The following is a 17,338-nucleotide window of genomic DNA, read 5'->3' as shown; positions in this document are numbered from 1 at the left end:
AGGCCCTCGGGGGACGAGGTTTTTCCAGCCATGACCGATGCGCCGATGACAGCTCGGACCACGGCCGACACCACCGCCACCGTCGGGGAGATTCTCTCCGGTCGGCTCACCGCCCAGGCGGGTGCGTTCCTGCGCGCCCTGCCGCAGGCGGTGGGGGAGGCCGGTTCGAGACCGGGGGAGCGGGTGGCGGCCGGGGCTGCGGGCACGGACGACCTGCTGCGGTGCGTCCGGCGGATCGGTGGCGCGCTGCACACCTTCGGGTCGGCCTTCGAGCCGATGTGGGCGGCGGAGACCCGGACGGAGCTGCGCTGGCTGCTGGGCCTGCTCGCCCAGGAACCGGCGTACGTGCGGCGGACGGCCCGGCTGCTGGCGGCGGTGGACTCGTTGAGCGAGACCGATCCGGCGGGGCCGGGGATGCTCGCCGGGCACGCGGGGGCGCCGAAGGCCCGTGCGCTGCTGGAGCGGCAGCTGACGCTGGCCCGGACGAGGGCGCACAGCACGCTGCTGCAGGAGCTGCGGTCCTCCCGGCTGCATGCGGTGGCGGACCGGATGACGCTGCTGGCGGGCGAGGTGCCGTTGGTGGAGCCGGGCCGGGGCCGGCACGCCGGTGCGTTGCTGCCGATGGCGGCGGCGGCGCTGATCGAGTTGGGGGCGGGGGTCGAGCGGCTGCCGTTGCGGCGGGCCGCGACGCCGTACGGCGGGGAGGGGCTGCACCGGCTCGGTGCCCAGCAGCAGCAACAGCAACAGCAACAACAACAGCAGCAACAGCAGGAGCAGCGGACGGTGCCGGCGGCCCGTTCGGAGGCGGAGACGGACACGGTGGTGGCGGCGGACGACGCGCCGTGGCACCGGGTCCGGATCCTGGTGAAGCGGGCCCGGTACGCGCTGGACGTGTGCGGGGCGCCGTCGGCGGAGCTGGACGCGGTGGACGAGACGCTGGGCCGTCATCAGGAGGCGGCGGACGCGGCGGTGACGGTCGCGACGGCGGCGCGGACGCCTCGGATCACCCCGGCGACGGCTTATGTGCTCGGTGTGGTGCATGCTGATCAGCGACTGGAGGTGGAGGCGGCCCGTTATGCCTTCGGCCACCAGTGGCCGAAGCTCCCGCATCACGGATGGCATGAATGGGCGACCGTCTGAGCGCACCGCAGCGCTCGAACCGTACCGACCGCTCCAAGGGCCCGCGTGCCGTCCGGCCGTCGGCCCCGGTCAAGGGCTCGAAGGGGCCGAAGGTGTACCTGCGCAGGCAGACGATCCTGGCGGCGGGCGCGGTGCTGTGGGTGCCGGGGCCGCCGAAGAAGAACGGTCCGGGGCGGAAGAAGCCCCGGATCGCGCTCATCCACCGGCCGAAGTACGACGACTGGAGCCTGCCGAAGGGCAAGCTCGACCAGGGCGAGGGCTGGCAGGAGGCCGCGCTGCGGGAGGTCCGGGAGGAGACCGGGCTGAGCTGTGTGCTGGGGGTGGAGCTCCCGACGCAGCACTACCTCGCCCAGGGCCGTCCGAAGGAGGTCCGGTACTGGGCTGCGGTGCCCACGGGTGGCAGCTTCACCCCGAACCGTGAGGTGGACCGGCTGGAGTGGCTGCCGCCGCGGAAGGCGCGGGCCCGGCTGACCCACCCGAGGGACCGGGCGCTCGTCGACGCCCTGCTGGAGGCGCTCGGCTGAGCGGGCCCCCGGTCAGCACTGGGAGACCTTGCCGAGTCTTGGCTGTGACGCAACCGTTACTACCGGACGGTGTTTCCTGTCATCCGTTCGAGGTTCACCCTCCGTTCACTTGCGACCGGCTGATGCGTCACCTGCCCGGCTTAACTTCGGGGTTAACCGGAGGGCCGCACGGGCCCCGGACCACAGCAAGACCCGCGCCACCGAGAGCCTCCGGGCCCGGCGAAGCGCAGGTTGAGCCACAGAAAGGGACACCCTGTGAAGCTCCAGCGGAACGGCCGCACCAAGGCCCTCGCAATCGGTGCCGTGGCGCTCGTCAGCTCGCTGTCGCTCGCTGCGTGCGGCTCCGACAACAACACCACCACGACCTCCACGAGCTCGGGCAGCGCCTCGAAGGCCGCGATCGACTGTGGCAAGGGCGGCAACCTGCTCGCCTCGGGCTCGACGGCCCAGGGCAACGCCATCGACGTCTGGAAGGCCGCGTTCGGCAGCGCCTGCTCCAGCACCACCATCACCTACGGTGGCGGCGGCTCGGGTGCCGGTGTCCAGCAGTTCAACCAGGGCAAGGTCGCCTTCGCCGGCACCGACGCCGCCCTGAAGCCGGCCGAGGTCGAGGCCTCGAAGGCGGTCTGCAAGACCGGCCAGGCGATCGACCTCCCGATGGTCGGCGGCCTCGTCTCGGTCGTCTTCAACGTGGACGGCGTCGACAAGCTGATCCTCGACGGCCCGACCACCGCCAAGATCTTCGACTCGCAGATCACCAAGTGGAACGACCCGGCGATCGCCAAGCTGAACCCGGGTGTCACCCTCCCGGACGCCGCGATCCAGGCGATCCACCGCTCGGACGACTCGGGCACCACGCAGAACTTCACCACCTACCTCTCCAAGGCCGGTGCCGGCGCCTGGAAGTACGACCCGGCGAAGACCTGGAAGGGCCAGGGCGGCCAGTCCGCCGCGCAGAGCGCCGGTGTCTCGGCCCAGGTCAAGGCCGTCAAGAACTCGATCAGCTACGTCGAGCTCTCCTACGCCCAGACCAACAGCCTGAAGAGCGCCGCCATCGCGACGGGCGCCTCCAAGCCGGTCGAGGCCACCGCCCCCAACGCCGCCACCACCTTCGCCAAGGCGAAGATCTCGGGCACCGGCGCCGACCTGTCGCTGACCCTCGACTACGCGACCAAGGACGAGGGCTCGTACCCGATCGTCCTGGTCACCTACGAGATCGTCTGCGACAAGGGCAACAAGGCCGAGAGCCTCGACACCCTGAAGTCCTTCCTGAACTACACGATCAGCGACGCCGGCCAGCAGGCCATTGGCGACAAGGGCTACGTCCCGCTGCCGCAGGAGCTGGTCACCAAGGTCAAGGCCGCTGTCGCCAGCCTCGCCTGACCCCCTGAATACCTGGTGGAGCGGCCCTCGTAGGGGGGCGGGGCCGCTCCACCGGCTCAGACCCACACCACAAGTCCGGGGCACCGCCGCCATGGTGCCGCCCTCCTGCGGGGCAGCGCCGCCAGACCGGAGTAGACCATCATGACTTCATCCCTCCCTCCCTCACCGCGAGGTGGGGGCCGCCGCCGCTCCGACAGCAGGCGCGGCGACGCCATCTTCTTCAACTTCTCCCGCGGCGCGGGCATCCTGCTGCTGGCGGTCATGGCCGCCATCGCCGGGTTCCTCGCCTGGCGTTCGGGGTTGGCCCTCGGTAAGAACCAGGGCAACTTCCTCACCACCTTCGAGTGGACGCCGGACGCGGTCGAGCCCGTCTTCGGAGTCGCCGTCCTGGCCTTCGGGACGATCGTCAGCGCGGTGATCGCGATGGCGATCGCCGTGCCGGTGGCCATCGGCATCGCGCTCTTCATCTCGCACTACGCGCCGCGTCGGATCGCCCAGACGTTCGCCTACCTGGTGGACCTGCTGGCAGCAGTCCCCAGCATCGTGTACGGCCTGTGGGGGGCGCTCTTCCTCGTCCCGCACATGAGCGGCCTGACCGCGTGGATGGACCAGTACCTCGGCTGGACGTACGTCTTCGACCAGACCCAGAGCGGTGTCACCCCGCGCAGCCTCTTCACCGTCGGCGTGCTGCTGGCGATCATGATCCTGCCGATCATCACCGCGGTCACCCGCGAGGTCTTCCGGCAGGTCCCCCGGACGCACGAGGAGGCGGCTCTCGCCCTCGGTGCCACCCGCTGGGAGATGATCCGCACCGCCGTCCTGCCGTTCGGACGCCCCGGCATCATCTCGGCCTCGATGCTCGGTCTCGGCCGCGCGCTCGGCGAGACGATCGCCGTCGCCACGGTGCTCTCCACCAACAGCAAGCTCTCGCTGCACGTGCTCGACCTGGGCGGCGGTACCTTCGCCCAGAACATCGCGCTGAAGTTCGGTGAGGCGTCGTCCTTCGGCCGGGACGCCCTGATGGCCTCCGGCCTCGTCCTGTTCGTCATCACCCTGTTGGTGAACGGCGCCGCCCGTCTGATCATCGCGCGCCGCAAGGAGTACTCGGGGGCCAACGCATGAGCGCCGTGACCATCGCCGACACCGCGCCCGCTGCCCCGCAGCTGCGCCGCGGCCTGACCACCGCCCGGCTCCCGAAGTGGGCCCCGGCCGGCATCGCGGTGCTCTCGGTCGCCCTCGGCTGCGCGATCGGCGCGGGCGCCGGGCTGGCCAGCCACATCCAGTGGGGCCTGATCGCCGCCATCCTCTTCCTCGGCATCAGCTACGGCCTGTCGGCCAAGGTCGAGGGCCGCCGCCAGGCCAAGGACCGCCTCGCCACCTCGGTGGTCTGGGTCGCCTTCATCCTCGCGCTGGCGCCGCTCGCCTCCCTGACGATCTACACGATCCAGCAGGGCGCCGCCGTGGTGAACGGCGACTTCCTGAGCCACTCCATGAAGAACATCGTCGCCTCCGGCCCCGGCGGCGGCATCTACCACGCCCTGATCGGCACGCTGGAGCAGGTCGGCCTGGCCACTGCACTGGCCGCGCCGGTCGGTCTGCTGACCGCCGTCTACCTGGTCGAGTACGGCCGTGGCCGGCTCGCCAAGGCGGTCACCTTCTTCGTCGACGTCATGACGGGTGTCCCGTCGATCGTCGCCGGTCTGTTCGTCCTCTCGGTCTGGAACCTCGCACTCGGTTTCCAGTACTCCGGCTTCTCCGGCAGCCTCGCGCTCGCCATCCTGATGATGCCGGTGGTCGTCCGCTCCACCGAGGAGATGCTCAAGCTCGTACCCAACGAGCTGCGCGAAGCCTCGTACGCCCTCGGCGTGCCCAAGTGGAAGACCATCCTGCGGATCGTCCTGCCGACGGCCATCGGTGGCATCACCACCGGCGTCATGCTCGCCGTCGCCCGCATCGCGGGTGAGACGGCACCGGTCATGATGCTGGTGTTCGGTGCCGACGCGATCAACGGTGACCCGTTCAACGGTCCGCAGCAGTCCCTGCCGCTCTTCATCTGGCAGCAGTACGCCTCGGTCAACAACGACTTCGGCTACGCCCGTGCCTGGGGTGCCGCGCTGGTGCTGATCGCCTTCGTGATGGGGCTCAACCTCATCGCACGGGGCATCGCACGCTGGCGCTCGCCCAAGGCCGGACACTGACGACCCGACTGACGAACGACACAGACGAGAGAAGACGAAAGATCATGGCGAAGCGCATCGACGTCAGCGGACTGTCGGCCTACTACGGCGGCACCAAGGCCATCGAGGACATCTCGATGACCATCGAGCCCCGCTCCGTGACGGCCTTCATCGGCCCCTCCGGCTGCGGCAAGTCGACCTTCCTCCGCACCCTCAACCGCATGCACGAGGTCATCCCCGGCGCCCGCGTCGAGGGCAAGGTCCTCCTGGACGACGAGAACCTGTACGGCTCGGCGATCGACCCGGTCGCCGTCCGCCGCACGGTCGGGATGGTCTTCCAGCGCCCGAACCCCTTCCCGACCATGTCGATCTACGACAACGTCGCGGCCGGTCTGCGGCTCGCGGGCGTGAAGAAGAAGTCCGTCCTGGACGGCGTGGTGGAGAAGTCCCTCCAGGGCGCCAACCTCTGGAACGAGGTCAAGGACCGGCTGAACAAGCCCGGCGCCGGCCTCTCCGGCGGCCAGCAGCAGCGCCTCTGCATCGCCCGCGCCATCGCGGTCGAGCCGCAGGTCCTGCTGATGGACGAGCCCTGCTCGGCGCTCGACCCGATCTCCACCCTCGCGGTGGAGGATCTGATCAGCGAGCTGAAGTCGCTGTACACGATCGTCATCGTGACCCACAACATGCAGCAGGCGGCCCGCGTCTCCGACCGCACCGCCTTCTTCAACCTGGCCGGTGTCGGCCAGCCGGGCAAGCTGGTCGAGCTGGACGACACCCAGCGGATCTTCTCCAACCCGTCCGTGCAGGCCACCGAGGACTACATCTCGGGCCGTTTCGGCTGAGCCCCACCCCCCGTGACTACTCCGCGGCGCTGCATGGCGGTGCCGCCGCGGAGTAAACGCAGAGCCCGCCCCCGTGATGTGGGGGCGGGCTCTGCTGTTCTCTGCCGTCTGCCTGCTGCCGGGCCGTGTTCTCCGCGTGCCTGCGTCAGCCGAAGATCAGGTGGGTGATGCCGTACATCGCCGCGGCGACCAGCGCGGCCGCCGGCATGGTGATGAACCAGCCGAGGACGATGTTCTTCGCGACGCCCCAGCGGACGGCGCGGACCCGCTTGGTGGCTCCGGCACCCATGATCGCCGAGGTGATCACGTGGGTGGTGGAGATCGGCGCCTTGAAGACGAACGACGAGATGTACATGATCGTCGCGGCGGTGGCCTCGGCGGCGAAGCCCTGCGGCGGGTCCAGCTCGATGATCTTGCGGCCGAGCGTCCGCATGATCCGCCAGCCACCGGCGTAGGTGCCGAGCGAGAGCATCGTCGCGCAGGAGATCTTGACCCAGATCGGGATGTCGCTGCCGTGCTGGTGCCCCGAGATGGTGAGCGCCATCACCACGATGCCCATCGTCTTCTGGGCGTCCTGAAGACCGTGGGCGAGGGCCATGGCGGCGGCCGACGCGGTCTGGGCGACCCGGAAGTTGCGCTTCGCCTTGTGCGGGTTGGCGTGCCGGAAGATCCACAGGATCGCCAGCATCACCGCGAAGCCGGCCACCAGGCCGACCACCGGAGACAGGAACATCGGGATGACGATCTTGTCGACGACGCCGCTCCAGATCACCTCGGTGCCCCCGGCCAGCGCCGCACCCACCAGGCCGCCGAAGAGCGCGTGCGAGGAGGAGGACGGCAGGCCGTAGTACCAGGTGATCAGGTTCCAGGCGATCGCACCGACCAGCGCCGAGAAGAGGATGGTCATCCCCTGCGAGCCGGCCGGGGTCTCGATCAGCCCCTCGGAGACGGTCTTCGCGACGCCGGTGCCGAGGAAGGCCCCGGCCAGGTTCATCACGGCGGCCATCGCGAGCGCCGCCCTGGGCGTCAGCGCCCGGGTGGAGACGGAGGTCGCGATGGCGTTGGCGGAGTCGTGGAAGCCGTTGGTGTACGTGAAGAAGAACGCCACGCCGACGACGGCGATGAGTGCTGCCATGTCCACGCTGGTCAGGACTCCTTGACGGCGATGGTCTCCACCGTGTTGGCCACGTGCTCGAACGCGTCGGCCGCCTCTTCGAGGACGTCCACGACCTGCTTGAGCTTCAGCACCTCGATGGCCTCGTACTGGCCGCTGAAGAGGTGGGCGAGCAGCTTGCGGTGGATCTGGTCCGCCTGGTTCTCCAGCCGGTTGATCTCGATCCAGTACTCGGTGAGGTTCGACATGCTGCGCAGGTTCGGCATCGCCTCGGCGGTCAGCTCGGCGGCGCGGGCCAGTACCTCGATCTGCTGCTCGACACCCTTGGGGAGGGTCTGGATGTCGTAGAGCACGACGAGGTCGACCGCCTCCTCCATGAAGTCCATGATGTCGTCCAGCGACGAGGCGAGGTTGTAGATGTCCTCGCGGTCGAAGGGCGTGATGAAGGACGAGTTGAGCTGGTGGAACACCGCATGGGTGGTGTCGTCGCCTGCGTGTTCGGCGGCGCGCATGCGCTCGACGATCTCCGCGCGGCCGGCAACGTCTGAACCCAGCAGTTCCAGCAGGAGCTTCGATCCGACGACAAGGTTCTCCGCGGCGGCGGCGAACATGTCGTAGAAGCTCGTCTCCTTCGGGGTCAGGCTAAAACGCACGGAAATCTCCGATGTGCGGGGTAGGGACTGAACGATGCTAGGCGCACTCCGACCCAACTGTGCAAACCGGGTGACGCCTCGGAACCGGACGATCCCCTTCCGGACGGTGGACGGCGGCAGACTCGGGGCCCGCACAGCCGTGTGCAGGCGTGAGCCCTCAGTCTGACGGAACCTCGCCCGGTTTGCGTCCCGCCTGCGGCCCGCAAGCGGGGCAGCCGCCCGTACGGCGGAATGCGCCCCCCGCCGACGCGGCGTCAGTCCAGGCCTCGTCAGCCCAGGCCGCGTCAGTCCCGGTCGAGCAGGACCTCGTCGATCCGCTCCGGGGCGAGCCGCTCCTCCGGGCTGGCGGTGGCGGCGATGATCAGCTCGCCCGCCAGCTCGATCTCGTCGAGTGCCGTCTGGTCGTGGCCGCCCTGGCGGGCTTCCGAGGACGCGACCATCTGCCATCCACCCCCTCCGACCGCACCGGCAGGGGGCAGTCGCCCCCAGGTCCAGCGTAGGCAGCGGGCGGGCCGGGCCCCATGGCACGGACGGGTCATCTCTGCGCCCGTCCCCGGGCTACTTCGCGGGGGCGGACGGCGGTGCCGAGTACACCTCGTCGGCCGTCGGCTCGACCGCGTCGACGGGCTTGCCGAAGTCGGTCAGGGTGAGCGTCGACACCACCTTGACCTGGTCCTTCGGGTCCTTGGAGCCGGCCACGCCGGCGAAGGCGAAGTTCTCCACCAGCTTGTGGACCCGCCCCTGGGCATCCAGCCACACCTCGTACGGCACCTCCTTCACCACGAAGGTCTGCGCCCCCATCCGCAGGCTGTCCGCGCCCCGGCCGCCGGTCGCCTCGGCGGCCTTGGCCAGGTCGAGGGTGCCCCGGTAGTGCTTCAGCGCCGTGCCGTCGAGCGTCTCCGGGCCGACCAGCTCGGCCTTCTGGGCGCCGCGCAGCGCCCCGGTGGCGCTGGCCGGGTCGGTGGTGCCGCTGCTCACCAGATTGCCGTCGGGCAGCTGGCGGACGTCCAGCCGGACCCACTTGCCCTCGGGGATCTTGGTGCCGCTGTTCTGGGCGCCGCTGTTCTGGAGGTAGACGGTGCCCGGCAGGACGACCTCGGCGAGCTTGCCGGAGGTCGCGGCGCCGGGCGGCACGTTGACCTCCAGGCGGCCGATCCGGCGCACGTAGTCGTACCCGCCGGTGCCGGTGAAGGAGGCCTTCTTGGTGCCCGACTCGGTGGTCAGCTCGGTGCTGGTGTGGACGGAGCCGGTGCGCCCGGTGATGTCGGCGGCACTGCGCACGGCCGTCAGCGGGTCGGCGGCGAGCTGGTCGGCCGCCGCGTCCTGCGAGTGCCCGGCGCCGGTGGCGCCGCCGCAGGCGGTGAGGGCTGCGGCCAGCAGCGCGGCCAGGGCGGCGGCCCGTACGGTCCGCGTCGGCACGCTCTGCACGCTCTGCACGCTCTGCACGGTCTTCACGATCGACAAACCCCCTCGGGCCAGCTGCCCGGCAAGCTGCCACCCCGGATGGGCAGAGCTCCTGCCTCCCAAACGAGTTGACGCTGTGAGGGTTACGACTCGACCGGCGCGCGGACTTCGTTTCGCGCCGGGGGGCGGGCGGGTTACCGTGAAACACGTGCACAGCGAGCTGCCGGCCCGGCCCGGCGCAGGCCCGACGTCCGTCCACCAGGTGGCCACCGCCGAGCGGGGGTCGTTCTGCTTCGCCAGCTGCAGCTGCGGCTGGGCCGCCCCGGGGCGGCGCTCCCGCGAGCGCGCCCGCCGCGACGCCGAGGAGCACCTGGCCGCGCAGGAACACCGGGACTGATCGCCCGCGCCCCTCGGAGTACGCCTTCCGGAGAGCCTCAGGCGGCGAGGTCGGAGTCCCGAGGCGCGGCCCGGCGGCGGCGCGGCTGCCTCGCGGTGGAGACCAGCAGCGGCGCGACGGCCGTCCGGGTCAGGGCGTGGCAGAACGGGACGAGGACGGCCATCGCCAGCGGGGCGAGCAGCAGCACGATGGCCGTCGCGAGGGCGTAGCCGCCGATCACGTCGGTGGGGTAGTGGACGCCCATGAACATCCGGCAGAAGCCCTGGAGCAGTGCGAGCCCCCCGGCGATCAGGCCGAGCCGCTTGTTGACGAGGTAGAGCGCGACGGCGATGCCCATGGACATCGCGGAGTGGTCGCTGACGAACGAGAGGGTGCCGGCCTTGCCGCTCACCAGGACGTCGAGCTCGGGGTGGTCGACGAAGGGTCTGGGGCGGTCCACGATCGAGGAGACCGGGATGTTGGCCAGCTCGCAGAGCGCGACGGCGAGCGGTGCCCAGAGCAGCCCGGCGATCGCCACGGGGGCGTCGGGGCGCTTGCGGGCCTGGAGCCAGCCGACGGCGCAGAGGGCGGCGAGGCCGAGCAGGATGCCGTACTCGCCGATCCACGAGACCGAGCTGTCCAGCCAGGCCGGGGAGGCCTTGGCGAGGCCGTTGACTGCCTTCAGTACGTCCAGATCGGGGCCGGACGTGTCGGCGAGCAGCGTCGACACGCCGCACCTCCCTTTCGGTCACCGGTGCGGACCGTCGCACCACCGGTCACAACGCCAACAGCGCCGCCCAGGTTTCCCCGGAAACGCGCTGTTATGGAAACTTGACTGACTGTCCACTCTGCTGCCACAAGCCGCCATGGACCGCCATCAAAGGCCATGGAACGTCAGGTTTTGGGTACGGCCTGCCCGGAGGTGGTGATCGAGCCGTCCTTGCCACGGACGGGCAGGGCCTCGGCGCCGTCGGAGGTGACGCGGGTGGCGCCGATGTAGTCCTTCTGGTCGATGGAGTCGTAGCGGATCACGGCGCCGGTGTGTGGGGCGTCGATCATGTACCCGCCGCCGACGTAGATGCCGACGTGGTGGATGGAGCGCGGGTCGTTCAGGTCGGTGGCGAAGAAGACCAGGTCCCCCGGGCGCAGCTCGCTGCGGGCGGGGTGCTGCCCGGCGTACCACTGGTCGTTGGCGACCCGGGGCAGCGTGATGCCGACGCTGGCGTACGCCTGCTCGGTGAGCCCGGAGCAGTCGAAGCGGCCCTCCTGCGAGGGCAGGCCCTCGCCGCCCCAGAGGTAGGGGGTGCCGAGCACCTTCTGGGCGAAGTAGATGGCCCCGGCGGACTGCTGGGAGAGTGCGACGCTCGCGGTGGGGGCGGTGAAGCTGCGGGCCAGCGCCTGGATGTTGCGGACGTACCCCTGGGTCTCCTTGTACGCGGGGATCCCGCCGGCCTTGATGACGGCGTACGGCCCGGCGTTGTAGGCGGCGAGCAGATTGGCCTGCCGGTCGCCGGGGACGGCTGAGACGTCCTTGGCGAGGGCGCAGTCGTAGGTGGCGGCGGAGGCGATGGCGTCGGACGCGTCCCAGATGTCGCGCTTTCCGTCGGCGTTGCCGTCGGTGCCGTACGTCGCCCAGGTCGGCTCCAGGAACTGCGCCATGCCGTAGGCCTTGGCGGGGCTGCGGGCGGCCGGGTCGAAGCCGCTCTCCTGGTAGAGCTGGGCGGCGAGCATCGGGGGGGAGATCTCGGGGCAGAGGGCGCCCCACTTCTGGATCGTCGGCTGGTAGACGGCCGGCACCGTGCCGCTGGAGAGCGCGAGGTTGTTGCTGGTGGTGCGGGAGGCGCCGCTGGCGGCGAAGGTGCCGAGCGTGACCACGCCGACGAAGCCGACGGCCACAACCCCCGCAGCGACGGCGGCAGCGCCTGCCTTCCGGAGTACCATCAGCACCATCCCGACGTAGCGTCAGTTGTCCGTGTTCTGGAAGGCGTTGCTCAGCGCAATCATCGCCGATACAAAGAGTGAGCGGTATCCTTCGTACGGTGGACATCCTGTCGTACGTGTCCCACGCCGCACGGCCAATCCGCGAGAAGTAGCCAAGTCGACATCAGATTTGGCCAAGAATAGGTCCCGGCCCTTCGCGAAACCGTGTTGCTGGGCCTTGAATTTGCCTGATCGGGCGGTGAGATGGAAATGAAGCTGAGCAGCGTGGACAGCAGGCTCGTCGGCCACTTGGCCGCGGACCCACCCAAAAAGGCCAATATCGACACCATCATCGGCGGGATCGCCCCGGACTGGGGGCCGTTCGCGACCCTGGGTTCGGAGGCCCGGGTGATGGTCGAGGTGGTGATGGCCGTCGCCATCCTGGGCTGCCTCGCCATCGCCGTCTGGGGTGCGGCCAAGCAGCGGATCGGTGCCACCGCGATGAGGGACACCTTCAGCGCCGAACAGGGCAAGGGGCTGATCGTCGCCGGGCTGACCGGCGTGTTCATCATCGGATCGCTGGGCACCCTGTTCACCATTGTCTACGGCATGGCCATCTGACGATCAGATAGTCGTCCCGGTGGCACGGCCGAGCCGTCCCACTGGGGCTGTCGCGCTCCCGGGGCGGGTGCGCTGTCGACCTCGGGGCCCGCCTGGGCTCCCCGCACCAGGAGGGGCCGCCGTGCCGGTGTCCGACGACCAGCCGCACACCCGTACGCGGCTACCGGTCGCCGAGCAGTCCGTCTACCAGCCGAGCAGCCGTCAGGGCCGGCCGCTGCGGACGCTGCTGGCGGTCCTGGTGGTGGTCACCCTGCTGGTGCTGGCGATCTCGATCGCCAACCGGGACAAGTCGACCCCGCCCGCCCGGCCCTCCGGGGACCAGGCCGCGCCGTCCGCTGCGCCCACCGCCGCCAGCGGCCAGGAGCCCGTCGCCACCACCAGCCACGGCATCGCCAACGGCTACCCGCACACCGACCAGGGCGCCCAGTCGGCCGCCGCCAACTACGCCACCGCGCTGGGCTCGGCCGACATGTTCAATGCCGACGCCCGGCACACCATCGTCGCCACCGTCGCCGACCAGAGCGTCGTCACCGCCCTGCAGACCCGCCTCGACGCGGCATTCAGCGCCGACACCGCCGCCCACTTCGGCCTGGACGGCCAGGGCAGGGCAGCCAAGGGCCTGATCTTCGTCAGCCGCACCGTGCCCGTCGGCACGAAGACCACCAACAGCGCCGACACCGCGACGAAGGTCGACGTCTGGTGCACCGGCCTGGTCGGGCTGGCGGGCGAGCACTCCACCCAGCCTGTCGCCGAGAGCTGGTACACCCTCAGCGTCACGATGCGCTGGACGGGCAGCGACTGGAAGCTCACCGACTTCAGCCGGCAGTCCGGCCCGGCCCCCGTCCCCGGCGACCAGCAGGCCGCCACCGCAGACGAGATCACCCGCGCCGTCCAGGACTTCGGAGGCTTCCGCTATGCCCGCTGACGGCCCGCCCACCCCGCCCGCCTCCCTGCTGCGCCGGGCCGCCGGGCTCGGCACCGCGCTGACGGCCCTCCAGATCACGCTGCTGCTGACGGCCCGTGCGGTCTTCGCCGACCCGACGCCCACGCCCAGCCCCAGCGCGAGCTGCAAGATCGACCTGCCGATCCCGTCCGCCGGGCAGGCCTGCGCGCCGCCCGGCGCCGTCGTCGTCCCCGGCGGCACCGGTGCCGTCGCCGATGTCACCGACCCGCTCGGCTCGCTCGCCAAGGGCTGCGCCCAGGCCGCCGCCTGGGTAGTCCGCAAGCTCTCCGGCGCGATCGACGGCACCACCCAGGTCGACTTCACCAACGCCGCCTTCCTCCAGCAGTACGCCGTGGTCTTCGCCGGCTCCACCGTGATCACGCTGGTGCTCTGGCTGCTGGCCGTCACCAAGCGCGCCGTCCGGGGCGCGCCGCTGACCACCGCGATCTCCGAGGCGATCGGCTTCCTCTGGCTGACGGTGATCGCCTCCGCCTTCACCCCGCTGATCCTCTACACCGTGGTCAGCGCCACCGACGGGCTCACCAGCGCCATCGCGGCGGGCACCAAGTCCGACACCGGCACCTACCTCGGGGGCTTCGCCGACACCCTGGAGAAGGGCAGCCTCGGCGGCGGCCCGCTGATCCTGATCATCGTCTCGCTGGTCGCGGTGCTGGCCGCCGCCGTGCTCTGGATCGAGCTGCTGATCCGGGCGGCGATGCTCTACGTCGGCGCGCTGCTCGGCACCGCCGTGTACGCGGGGCTGGTCGACAAGCAGCTGTGGAAGCACGTCCGGCGCTGGGCCGGGGTGATGGCCGCCGTCGACCTGGCCAAGCCGATCATCGTGATCATCCTCGGCCTGGCCGGGGCGGTCGCGGGCGCAGCCGGGGCCGGGGACGACTTCTCGCACGTGCTCTCCGGGCTCGCCATCCTCTTCCTCTCGATCTTCGCCAGCGCCTCGGTCTACCGCTTCATCCCCGGCTTCGGCGACGAGATGCTCCAGATGCGGCACGCCCGTGCCAGCGCCGTCTCGGCCGGCTCCGCGATGATCAACGGCCCGGCCAACCTGGTGAAGCAGGGCATCAGCGCCCACGGCTCCCGGGGCGGCCCGCAGACGGCCAACGCCTCCGGCTCCGGCGCGGGCGGCGGCTCCGTCGCCCCCGGCATCGCCGCCCACGCCGGCCGCACCCCGGCCCCGCCGCCCCAGGCCCCGCCTGCCGCCGCCCAACACAGCAACCCAGCGAAGGGAGGGTGACGGGTAGATGAGCACCGAGACCCGCTACGGCGCCCAGTACGCCCAGCCGTACGTGCACCAGCGCCGCACCTATCTGATCGGCAAGTCCCGGCCGAACGCGCCGATCGGGCGCAACCGCGAATCGGGCGAGATCGTCCTGATCATCTTCGGGGCCTTCCTCGGCATGCTCTGGGGCCTGCTGATGCCGATCCTGCCGCTGCGGATCGCCGGGCTGGTCGGCCTGCCGCTGCTCGCCATCATGGCCGTCTACGTGCCGTACCGCCGCCGTACCTTCTACAAGTGGCTGGAGATCAACCGCAGTTACCGCCGCACCGTGCGCAGCGGCCGGGCCGTCTGGAAGTCCGAGGTGGTCGACGCCGGCACCCGGCTGGACGGCCGGGAGGTCGAGATCGGCCCGCCGCCCGGTGTCGGGCGGCTGCGCTGGCTCTCCGCGCCGTTCGGGCCGGACGAGGTGGGCGTGCTGATGCACCTGGAGCGCCGCACCGTCACCGCCGCGATCGAGATCGAGGGCCCCGGCGTGGGCCTGCGCGACTCCGAGGACCAGGAGGCGCTGGTCGACCGCTTCGGCACGCTGCTCAAGCACGTCGCCAACGGCGACGGCTTCGTCACCAGGCTCCAGATCCTCGCCCGCACCCTGCCCGCCGACCCGGACGCGCACGCCAAGGACGTCGAGCGGCGCGGCAACCCCGAGTCGCCGGGCTGGCTCCAGGACTCGTACGACCAGCTCCAGTCGATGGTCTCCACCTCCTCCGAGCAGCACCGCGCGTACCTCGTCGCCTGCATGCACTACAACCGTGACCTCGCGGCCGAGGCGTACGCGATGGGCCGGACGGCGGGCGGCGCGCGGCAGCGCGACGACGAGGGGCTGGCCGCCGTGATGGCGCGCGAACTCACCGACATCTGCGCCCGGTTGGCGGAGGCGGACATCCGGGTGCGGCAGCCGCTCGGGCACGCCCGGCTCTCCTCGCTGCTGCACTCGATGTACGACCCGGACCACTCGATCGACCACATCCAGGCGATGTCCCAGCGGAACGCCTGGCCGGCCGAACTCGACGCCACGCACCCGCAGTTCCTCCAGGCGAAGACCCGCGAGTCGACCACCAGGGCGCCCTGGTGCCACGCCACCGCCTGGGTCAAGGAGTGGCCGCTCACGCCCGTCGGCGTCAACTTCCTCGCCCCGCTGCTGGTCCACACCCCGGACGTGATCCGCACCGTGGCCGTGACGATGGACCTGGAGCCGACGGACGTCGCGATCGAGCGGATGCTCACCGAGAAGACCAACGACGACGCCGAGTCCAGCCGGGCCGCCAAGATGAACCGCACCGTTGACCCGCGCGACCTCGCCCACACCGGCCGGGTCGACCAGCGCGGCGACGACCTCGCCTCCGGCGCGGCCGGGGTCAACCTGGTCGGCTACATCACCGTCTCCTCCCGCAACCCGGAGGCGCTGGCCCGCGACAAGCGCACCATCCGCGCCTCGGCGGGCAAGAGCTACCTGAAGCTGGAGTGGTGCGACCGCGAGCACCACCGGGCCTTCGTCAACACCCTCCCGTTCGCCACCGGCATCCGCCGCTGACCCCTCTGGAGGGCCCCCGTCATGGCGATCGGCAACCTCAGCGACGCGTTCACCAGCCTGATGTTCGGCAAGGTGGAGACCACCCGGCTGCCCGTCCGGACCTCCACCGGCCAGGCCCAGGCGGTCTACCTCCCCACCGCCGCACCGGGGTTGGGGGACTCCGGCGTCATCATCGGCCGCGAGGTCTACAGCGGCAAGGGGTACGTCTACGACCCCTTCCAGCTGTACGGGCAGCAGCTGCCCGCGCCGCACTGGCTCGTCCTCGGTGAATCCGGCAACGGCAAGTCGGCCCTCGAGAAGACCTACGTGCTGCGGCAGTTGCGCTTCCGCGACCGGCAGGTCGTGGTGCTCGACGCGCAGGGCGAGGACGGCGTCGGCGAGTGGAACCTGATCGCCGAGGCGCTGGGGATAAAGTCCATCCGGCTCGACCCGATGGCGGCCCGGGACGGCGGCGTCAAGCTCAACCCGCTCGACCCGGCGATCACCACCACCGGGCAGCTCTCGCTGCTGCGCACCATCGTCGAGGTCGCGATGGGGCGGGGCCTGGAGGAGCGGGCCGGCTTCGCGCTGAAGGCCGCCCACGCGCACGTGATCGCCTCGGTGACGGGCCGCCAGCCCGTCCTGGACGACATCATCACCACCCTGCGCAGCCCCGAGCTCTCCTCGGTCGAGTCGCTCGGGGTGGCCGTGGACGACGTGCAGTCCTGGGGCCTGGACGTCGCCCTGGTGCTGGACAGGCTGGTCGACGGCGACCTGCGCGGCATGTTCGACGGCTCGACCACGGACGGCATCGACCTGGACGCGCCGCTGATCGTCTTCGACCTCTCGCACATCGACCGGAACTCGATCGCGATGCCGATCCTGATGGCGATCGTCGGCGTCTGGCTGGAGCACACCTGGATCCGCCCCGACCGGAAGAAGCGCATCTTCCTGGTCGAGGAGGCCTGGCACATCATCAACAGCCCGTTCGTCGCCCAGCTCTTCCAGCGGCTGCTCAAGTTCGGCCGCCGGCTCGGCCTCTCCTTCGTCGCGGTCGTCCACCACCTCTCGGACGTGGTCGACGGCGCCGCGGCCAAGGAGGCCTCGGCGATCCTCAAGATGGCCTCCACCCGCACCATCTACATGCAGAAGGCCGAGGAGGCGAGAGCCACCGGCCGGGTGCTGGGCCTGCCGCGCTGGGCCGTCGAGATCATCCCGACGCTCTCGCCCGGCATCGCGGTCTGGGACGTCAACGGCAACGTGCAGGTGGTCAAACACATCATCACCGAGGCCGAACGCCCGCTGGTCTACACCGACCGCGCGATGACGGAGGACGCCGTGATCGAACGCGACCGGGCGGAACGACAGCTGGCCGCCGAGCCGGGGGTCTGAGAGCAGGAGGGTCTGAGGGACTCTCAGCCGTCGGTCACAAGA

18 protein-coding genes are annotated in these 17,338 nt (G+C 70.7%); 12 read left to right on the top strand and 6 right to left on the bottom strand.

Annotation, left to right across the window (positions count from 1 at the left end):
- Positions 1 to 45 precede the first annotated feature (45 nt).
- The 6 genes from ACR68M_RS14235 to pstB all read left to right on the top strand — a co-directional run bounded on the left by ACR68M_RS14235 (position 46) and on the right by pstB (position 6,066).
- A complete protein-coding gene (locus ACR68M_RS14235; RefSeq protein WP_441250851.1) occupies positions 46 to 1,140 on the top strand; it encodes a CHAD domain-containing protein in 1,095 nt (364 codons plus the stop codon).
- Positions 1,125 to 1,664 (top strand): NUDIX hydrolase, encoded by a 540-nt coding sequence (locus tag ACR68M_RS14230; RefSeq protein ID WP_441250850.1) that lies wholly within the window; start codon positions 1,125 to 1,127, stop codon positions 1,662 to 1,664. Before ACR68M_RS14235 ends, ACR68M_RS14230 begins: the two co-directional genes overlap by 16 nt.
- 255 nt (positions 1,665 to 1,919) lie before the next feature.
- Positions 1,920 to 3,047 carry a phosphate ABC transporter substrate-binding protein PstS gene (gene pstS / locus ACR68M_RS14225; RefSeq protein WP_441250849.1) on the top strand — a complete coding sequence of 376 codons (1,128 nt, stop codon included), beginning with the start codon at positions 1,920 to 1,922 and terminating at the stop codon, positions 3,045 to 3,047.
- A gap of 141 nt (positions 3,048 to 3,188) precedes the next feature.
- Positions 3,189 to 4,169, top strand: a complete 981-nt coding sequence (pstC, locus tag ACR68M_RS14220; protein ID WP_441250848.1) for a phosphate ABC transporter permease subunit PstC — start codon at positions 3,189 to 3,191, stop codon at positions 4,167 to 4,169.
- Complete coding sequence (gene pstA / locus ACR68M_RS14215; protein ID WP_441250847.1) at positions 4,166 to 5,245, top strand: phosphate ABC transporter permease PstA; 1,080 nt, start codon at positions 4,166 to 4,168, stop codon at positions 5,243 to 5,245. Before pstC ends, pstA begins: the two co-directional genes overlap by 4 nt.
- 44 nt (positions 5,246 to 5,289) lie before the next feature.
- Entirely contained in the window at positions 5,290 to 6,066 is a 777-nt protein-coding gene (gene pstB / locus ACR68M_RS14210; protein ID WP_441250846.1) for a phosphate ABC transporter ATP-binding protein PstB, read from the top strand.
- 145 nt (positions 6,067 to 6,211) lie between these two features.
- Here pstB and ACR68M_RS14205 read toward each other — a convergent pair whose 3' ends face one another.
- The 4 genes from ACR68M_RS14205 to ACR68M_RS14190 all read right to left on the bottom strand — a co-directional run bounded on the left by ACR68M_RS14205 (position 6,212) and on the right by ACR68M_RS14190 (position 9,288).
- Positions 6,212 to 7,207 carry an anion permease gene (locus ACR68M_RS14205; RefSeq protein WP_441250845.1) on the bottom strand — a complete coding sequence of 332 codons (996 nt, stop codon included), beginning with the start codon at positions 7,205 to 7,207 and terminating at the stop codon, positions 6,212 to 6,214.
- A gap of 5 nt (positions 7,208 to 7,212) precedes the next feature.
- A complete protein-coding gene (locus ACR68M_RS14200) occupies positions 7,213 to 7,833 on the bottom strand; it encodes a DUF47 domain-containing protein (protein ID WP_441250844.1) in 621 nt (206 codons plus the stop codon).
- A gap of 284 nt (positions 7,834 to 8,117) precedes the next feature.
- Positions 8,118 to 8,273: a hypothetical protein gene (locus ACR68M_RS14195; RefSeq protein ID WP_441250843.1), complete on the bottom strand. Its 156-nt coding sequence runs from the start codon at positions 8,271 to 8,273 to the stop codon at positions 8,118 to 8,120.
- A 118-nt stretch (positions 8,274 to 8,391) separates the two neighbouring features.
- Positions 8,392 to 9,288, bottom strand: a complete 897-nt coding sequence (locus ACR68M_RS14190) for a hypothetical protein (RefSeq protein ID WP_441250842.1) — start codon at positions 9,286 to 9,288, stop codon at positions 8,392 to 8,394.
- 157 nt (positions 9,289 to 9,445) lie between these two features.
- Here ACR68M_RS14190 and ACR68M_RS14185 point away from each other — a divergent pair, with 157 nt between their 5' ends.
- Complete coding sequence (locus ACR68M_RS14185) at positions 9,446 to 9,634, top strand: hypothetical protein (protein WP_441250841.1); 189 nt, start codon at positions 9,446 to 9,448, stop codon at positions 9,632 to 9,634.
- Between the two features lie 37 nt (positions 9,635 to 9,671).
- Here the strand turns inward: ACR68M_RS14185 and ACR68M_RS14180 are convergent, their stop codons facing one another.
- Positions 9,672 to 10,343, bottom strand: coding sequence for a phosphatase PAP2 family protein (locus tag ACR68M_RS14180; protein ID WP_441250840.1), 672 nt, complete (start codon positions 10,341 to 10,343; stop codon positions 9,672 to 9,674).
- A gap of 164 nt (positions 10,344 to 10,507) precedes the next feature.
- Complete coding sequence (locus ACR68M_RS14175) at positions 10,508 to 11,554, bottom strand: C40 family peptidase (RefSeq protein ID WP_441251615.1); 1,047 nt, start codon at positions 11,552 to 11,554, stop codon at positions 10,508 to 10,510.
- Between the two features lie 249 nt (positions 11,555 to 11,803).
- Here ACR68M_RS14175 and ACR68M_RS14170 point away from each other — a divergent pair, with 249 nt between their 5' ends.
- From ACR68M_RS14170 to ACR68M_RS14150, 5 genes are all read left to right on the top strand, one after another.
- Positions 11,804 to 12,154 (top strand): hypothetical protein, encoded by a 351-nt coding sequence (locus ACR68M_RS14170; protein ID WP_441250839.1) that lies wholly within the window; start codon positions 11,804 to 11,806, stop codon positions 12,152 to 12,154.
- Positions 12,155 to 12,275: 121 nt separating this feature from the next.
- Positions 12,276 to 13,079 carry a hypothetical protein gene (locus tag ACR68M_RS14165; RefSeq protein WP_441250838.1) on the top strand — a complete coding sequence of 268 codons (804 nt, stop codon included), beginning with the start codon at positions 12,276 to 12,278 and terminating at the stop codon, positions 13,077 to 13,079.
- Positions 13,069 to 14,349 carry a hypothetical protein gene (locus tag ACR68M_RS14160; RefSeq protein WP_441250837.1) on the top strand — a complete coding sequence of 427 codons (1,281 nt, stop codon included), beginning with the start codon at positions 13,069 to 13,071 and terminating at the stop codon, positions 14,347 to 14,349. The genes ACR68M_RS14165 and ACR68M_RS14160 overlap by 11 nt, the downstream gene beginning before the upstream one ends.
- A gap of 7 nt (positions 14,350 to 14,356) precedes the next feature.
- Positions 14,357 to 15,925, top strand: a complete 1,569-nt coding sequence (locus tag ACR68M_RS14155) for an SCO6880 family protein (protein ID WP_441250836.1) — start codon at positions 14,357 to 14,359, stop codon at positions 15,923 to 15,925.
- Between the two features lie 21 nt (positions 15,926 to 15,946).
- Positions 15,947 to 17,296 carry an ATP-binding protein gene (locus tag ACR68M_RS14150; RefSeq protein WP_441250835.1) on the top strand — a complete coding sequence of 450 codons (1,350 nt, stop codon included), beginning with the start codon at positions 15,947 to 15,949 and terminating at the stop codon, positions 17,294 to 17,296.
- The last annotated feature ends 42 nt before the right edge of the window (positions 17,297 to 17,338 follow it).

The sequence above is a fragment of the Kitasatospora sp. McL0602 genome, from assembly GCF_052076145.1.
GTDB lineage: Bacteria > Actinomycetota > Actinomycetes > Streptomycetales > Streptomycetaceae > Kitasatospora.
The sequence above is the reverse complement of the archived record's forward strand: the minus strand, read 5'-3'. Positions and strand labels throughout refer to the sequence as shown.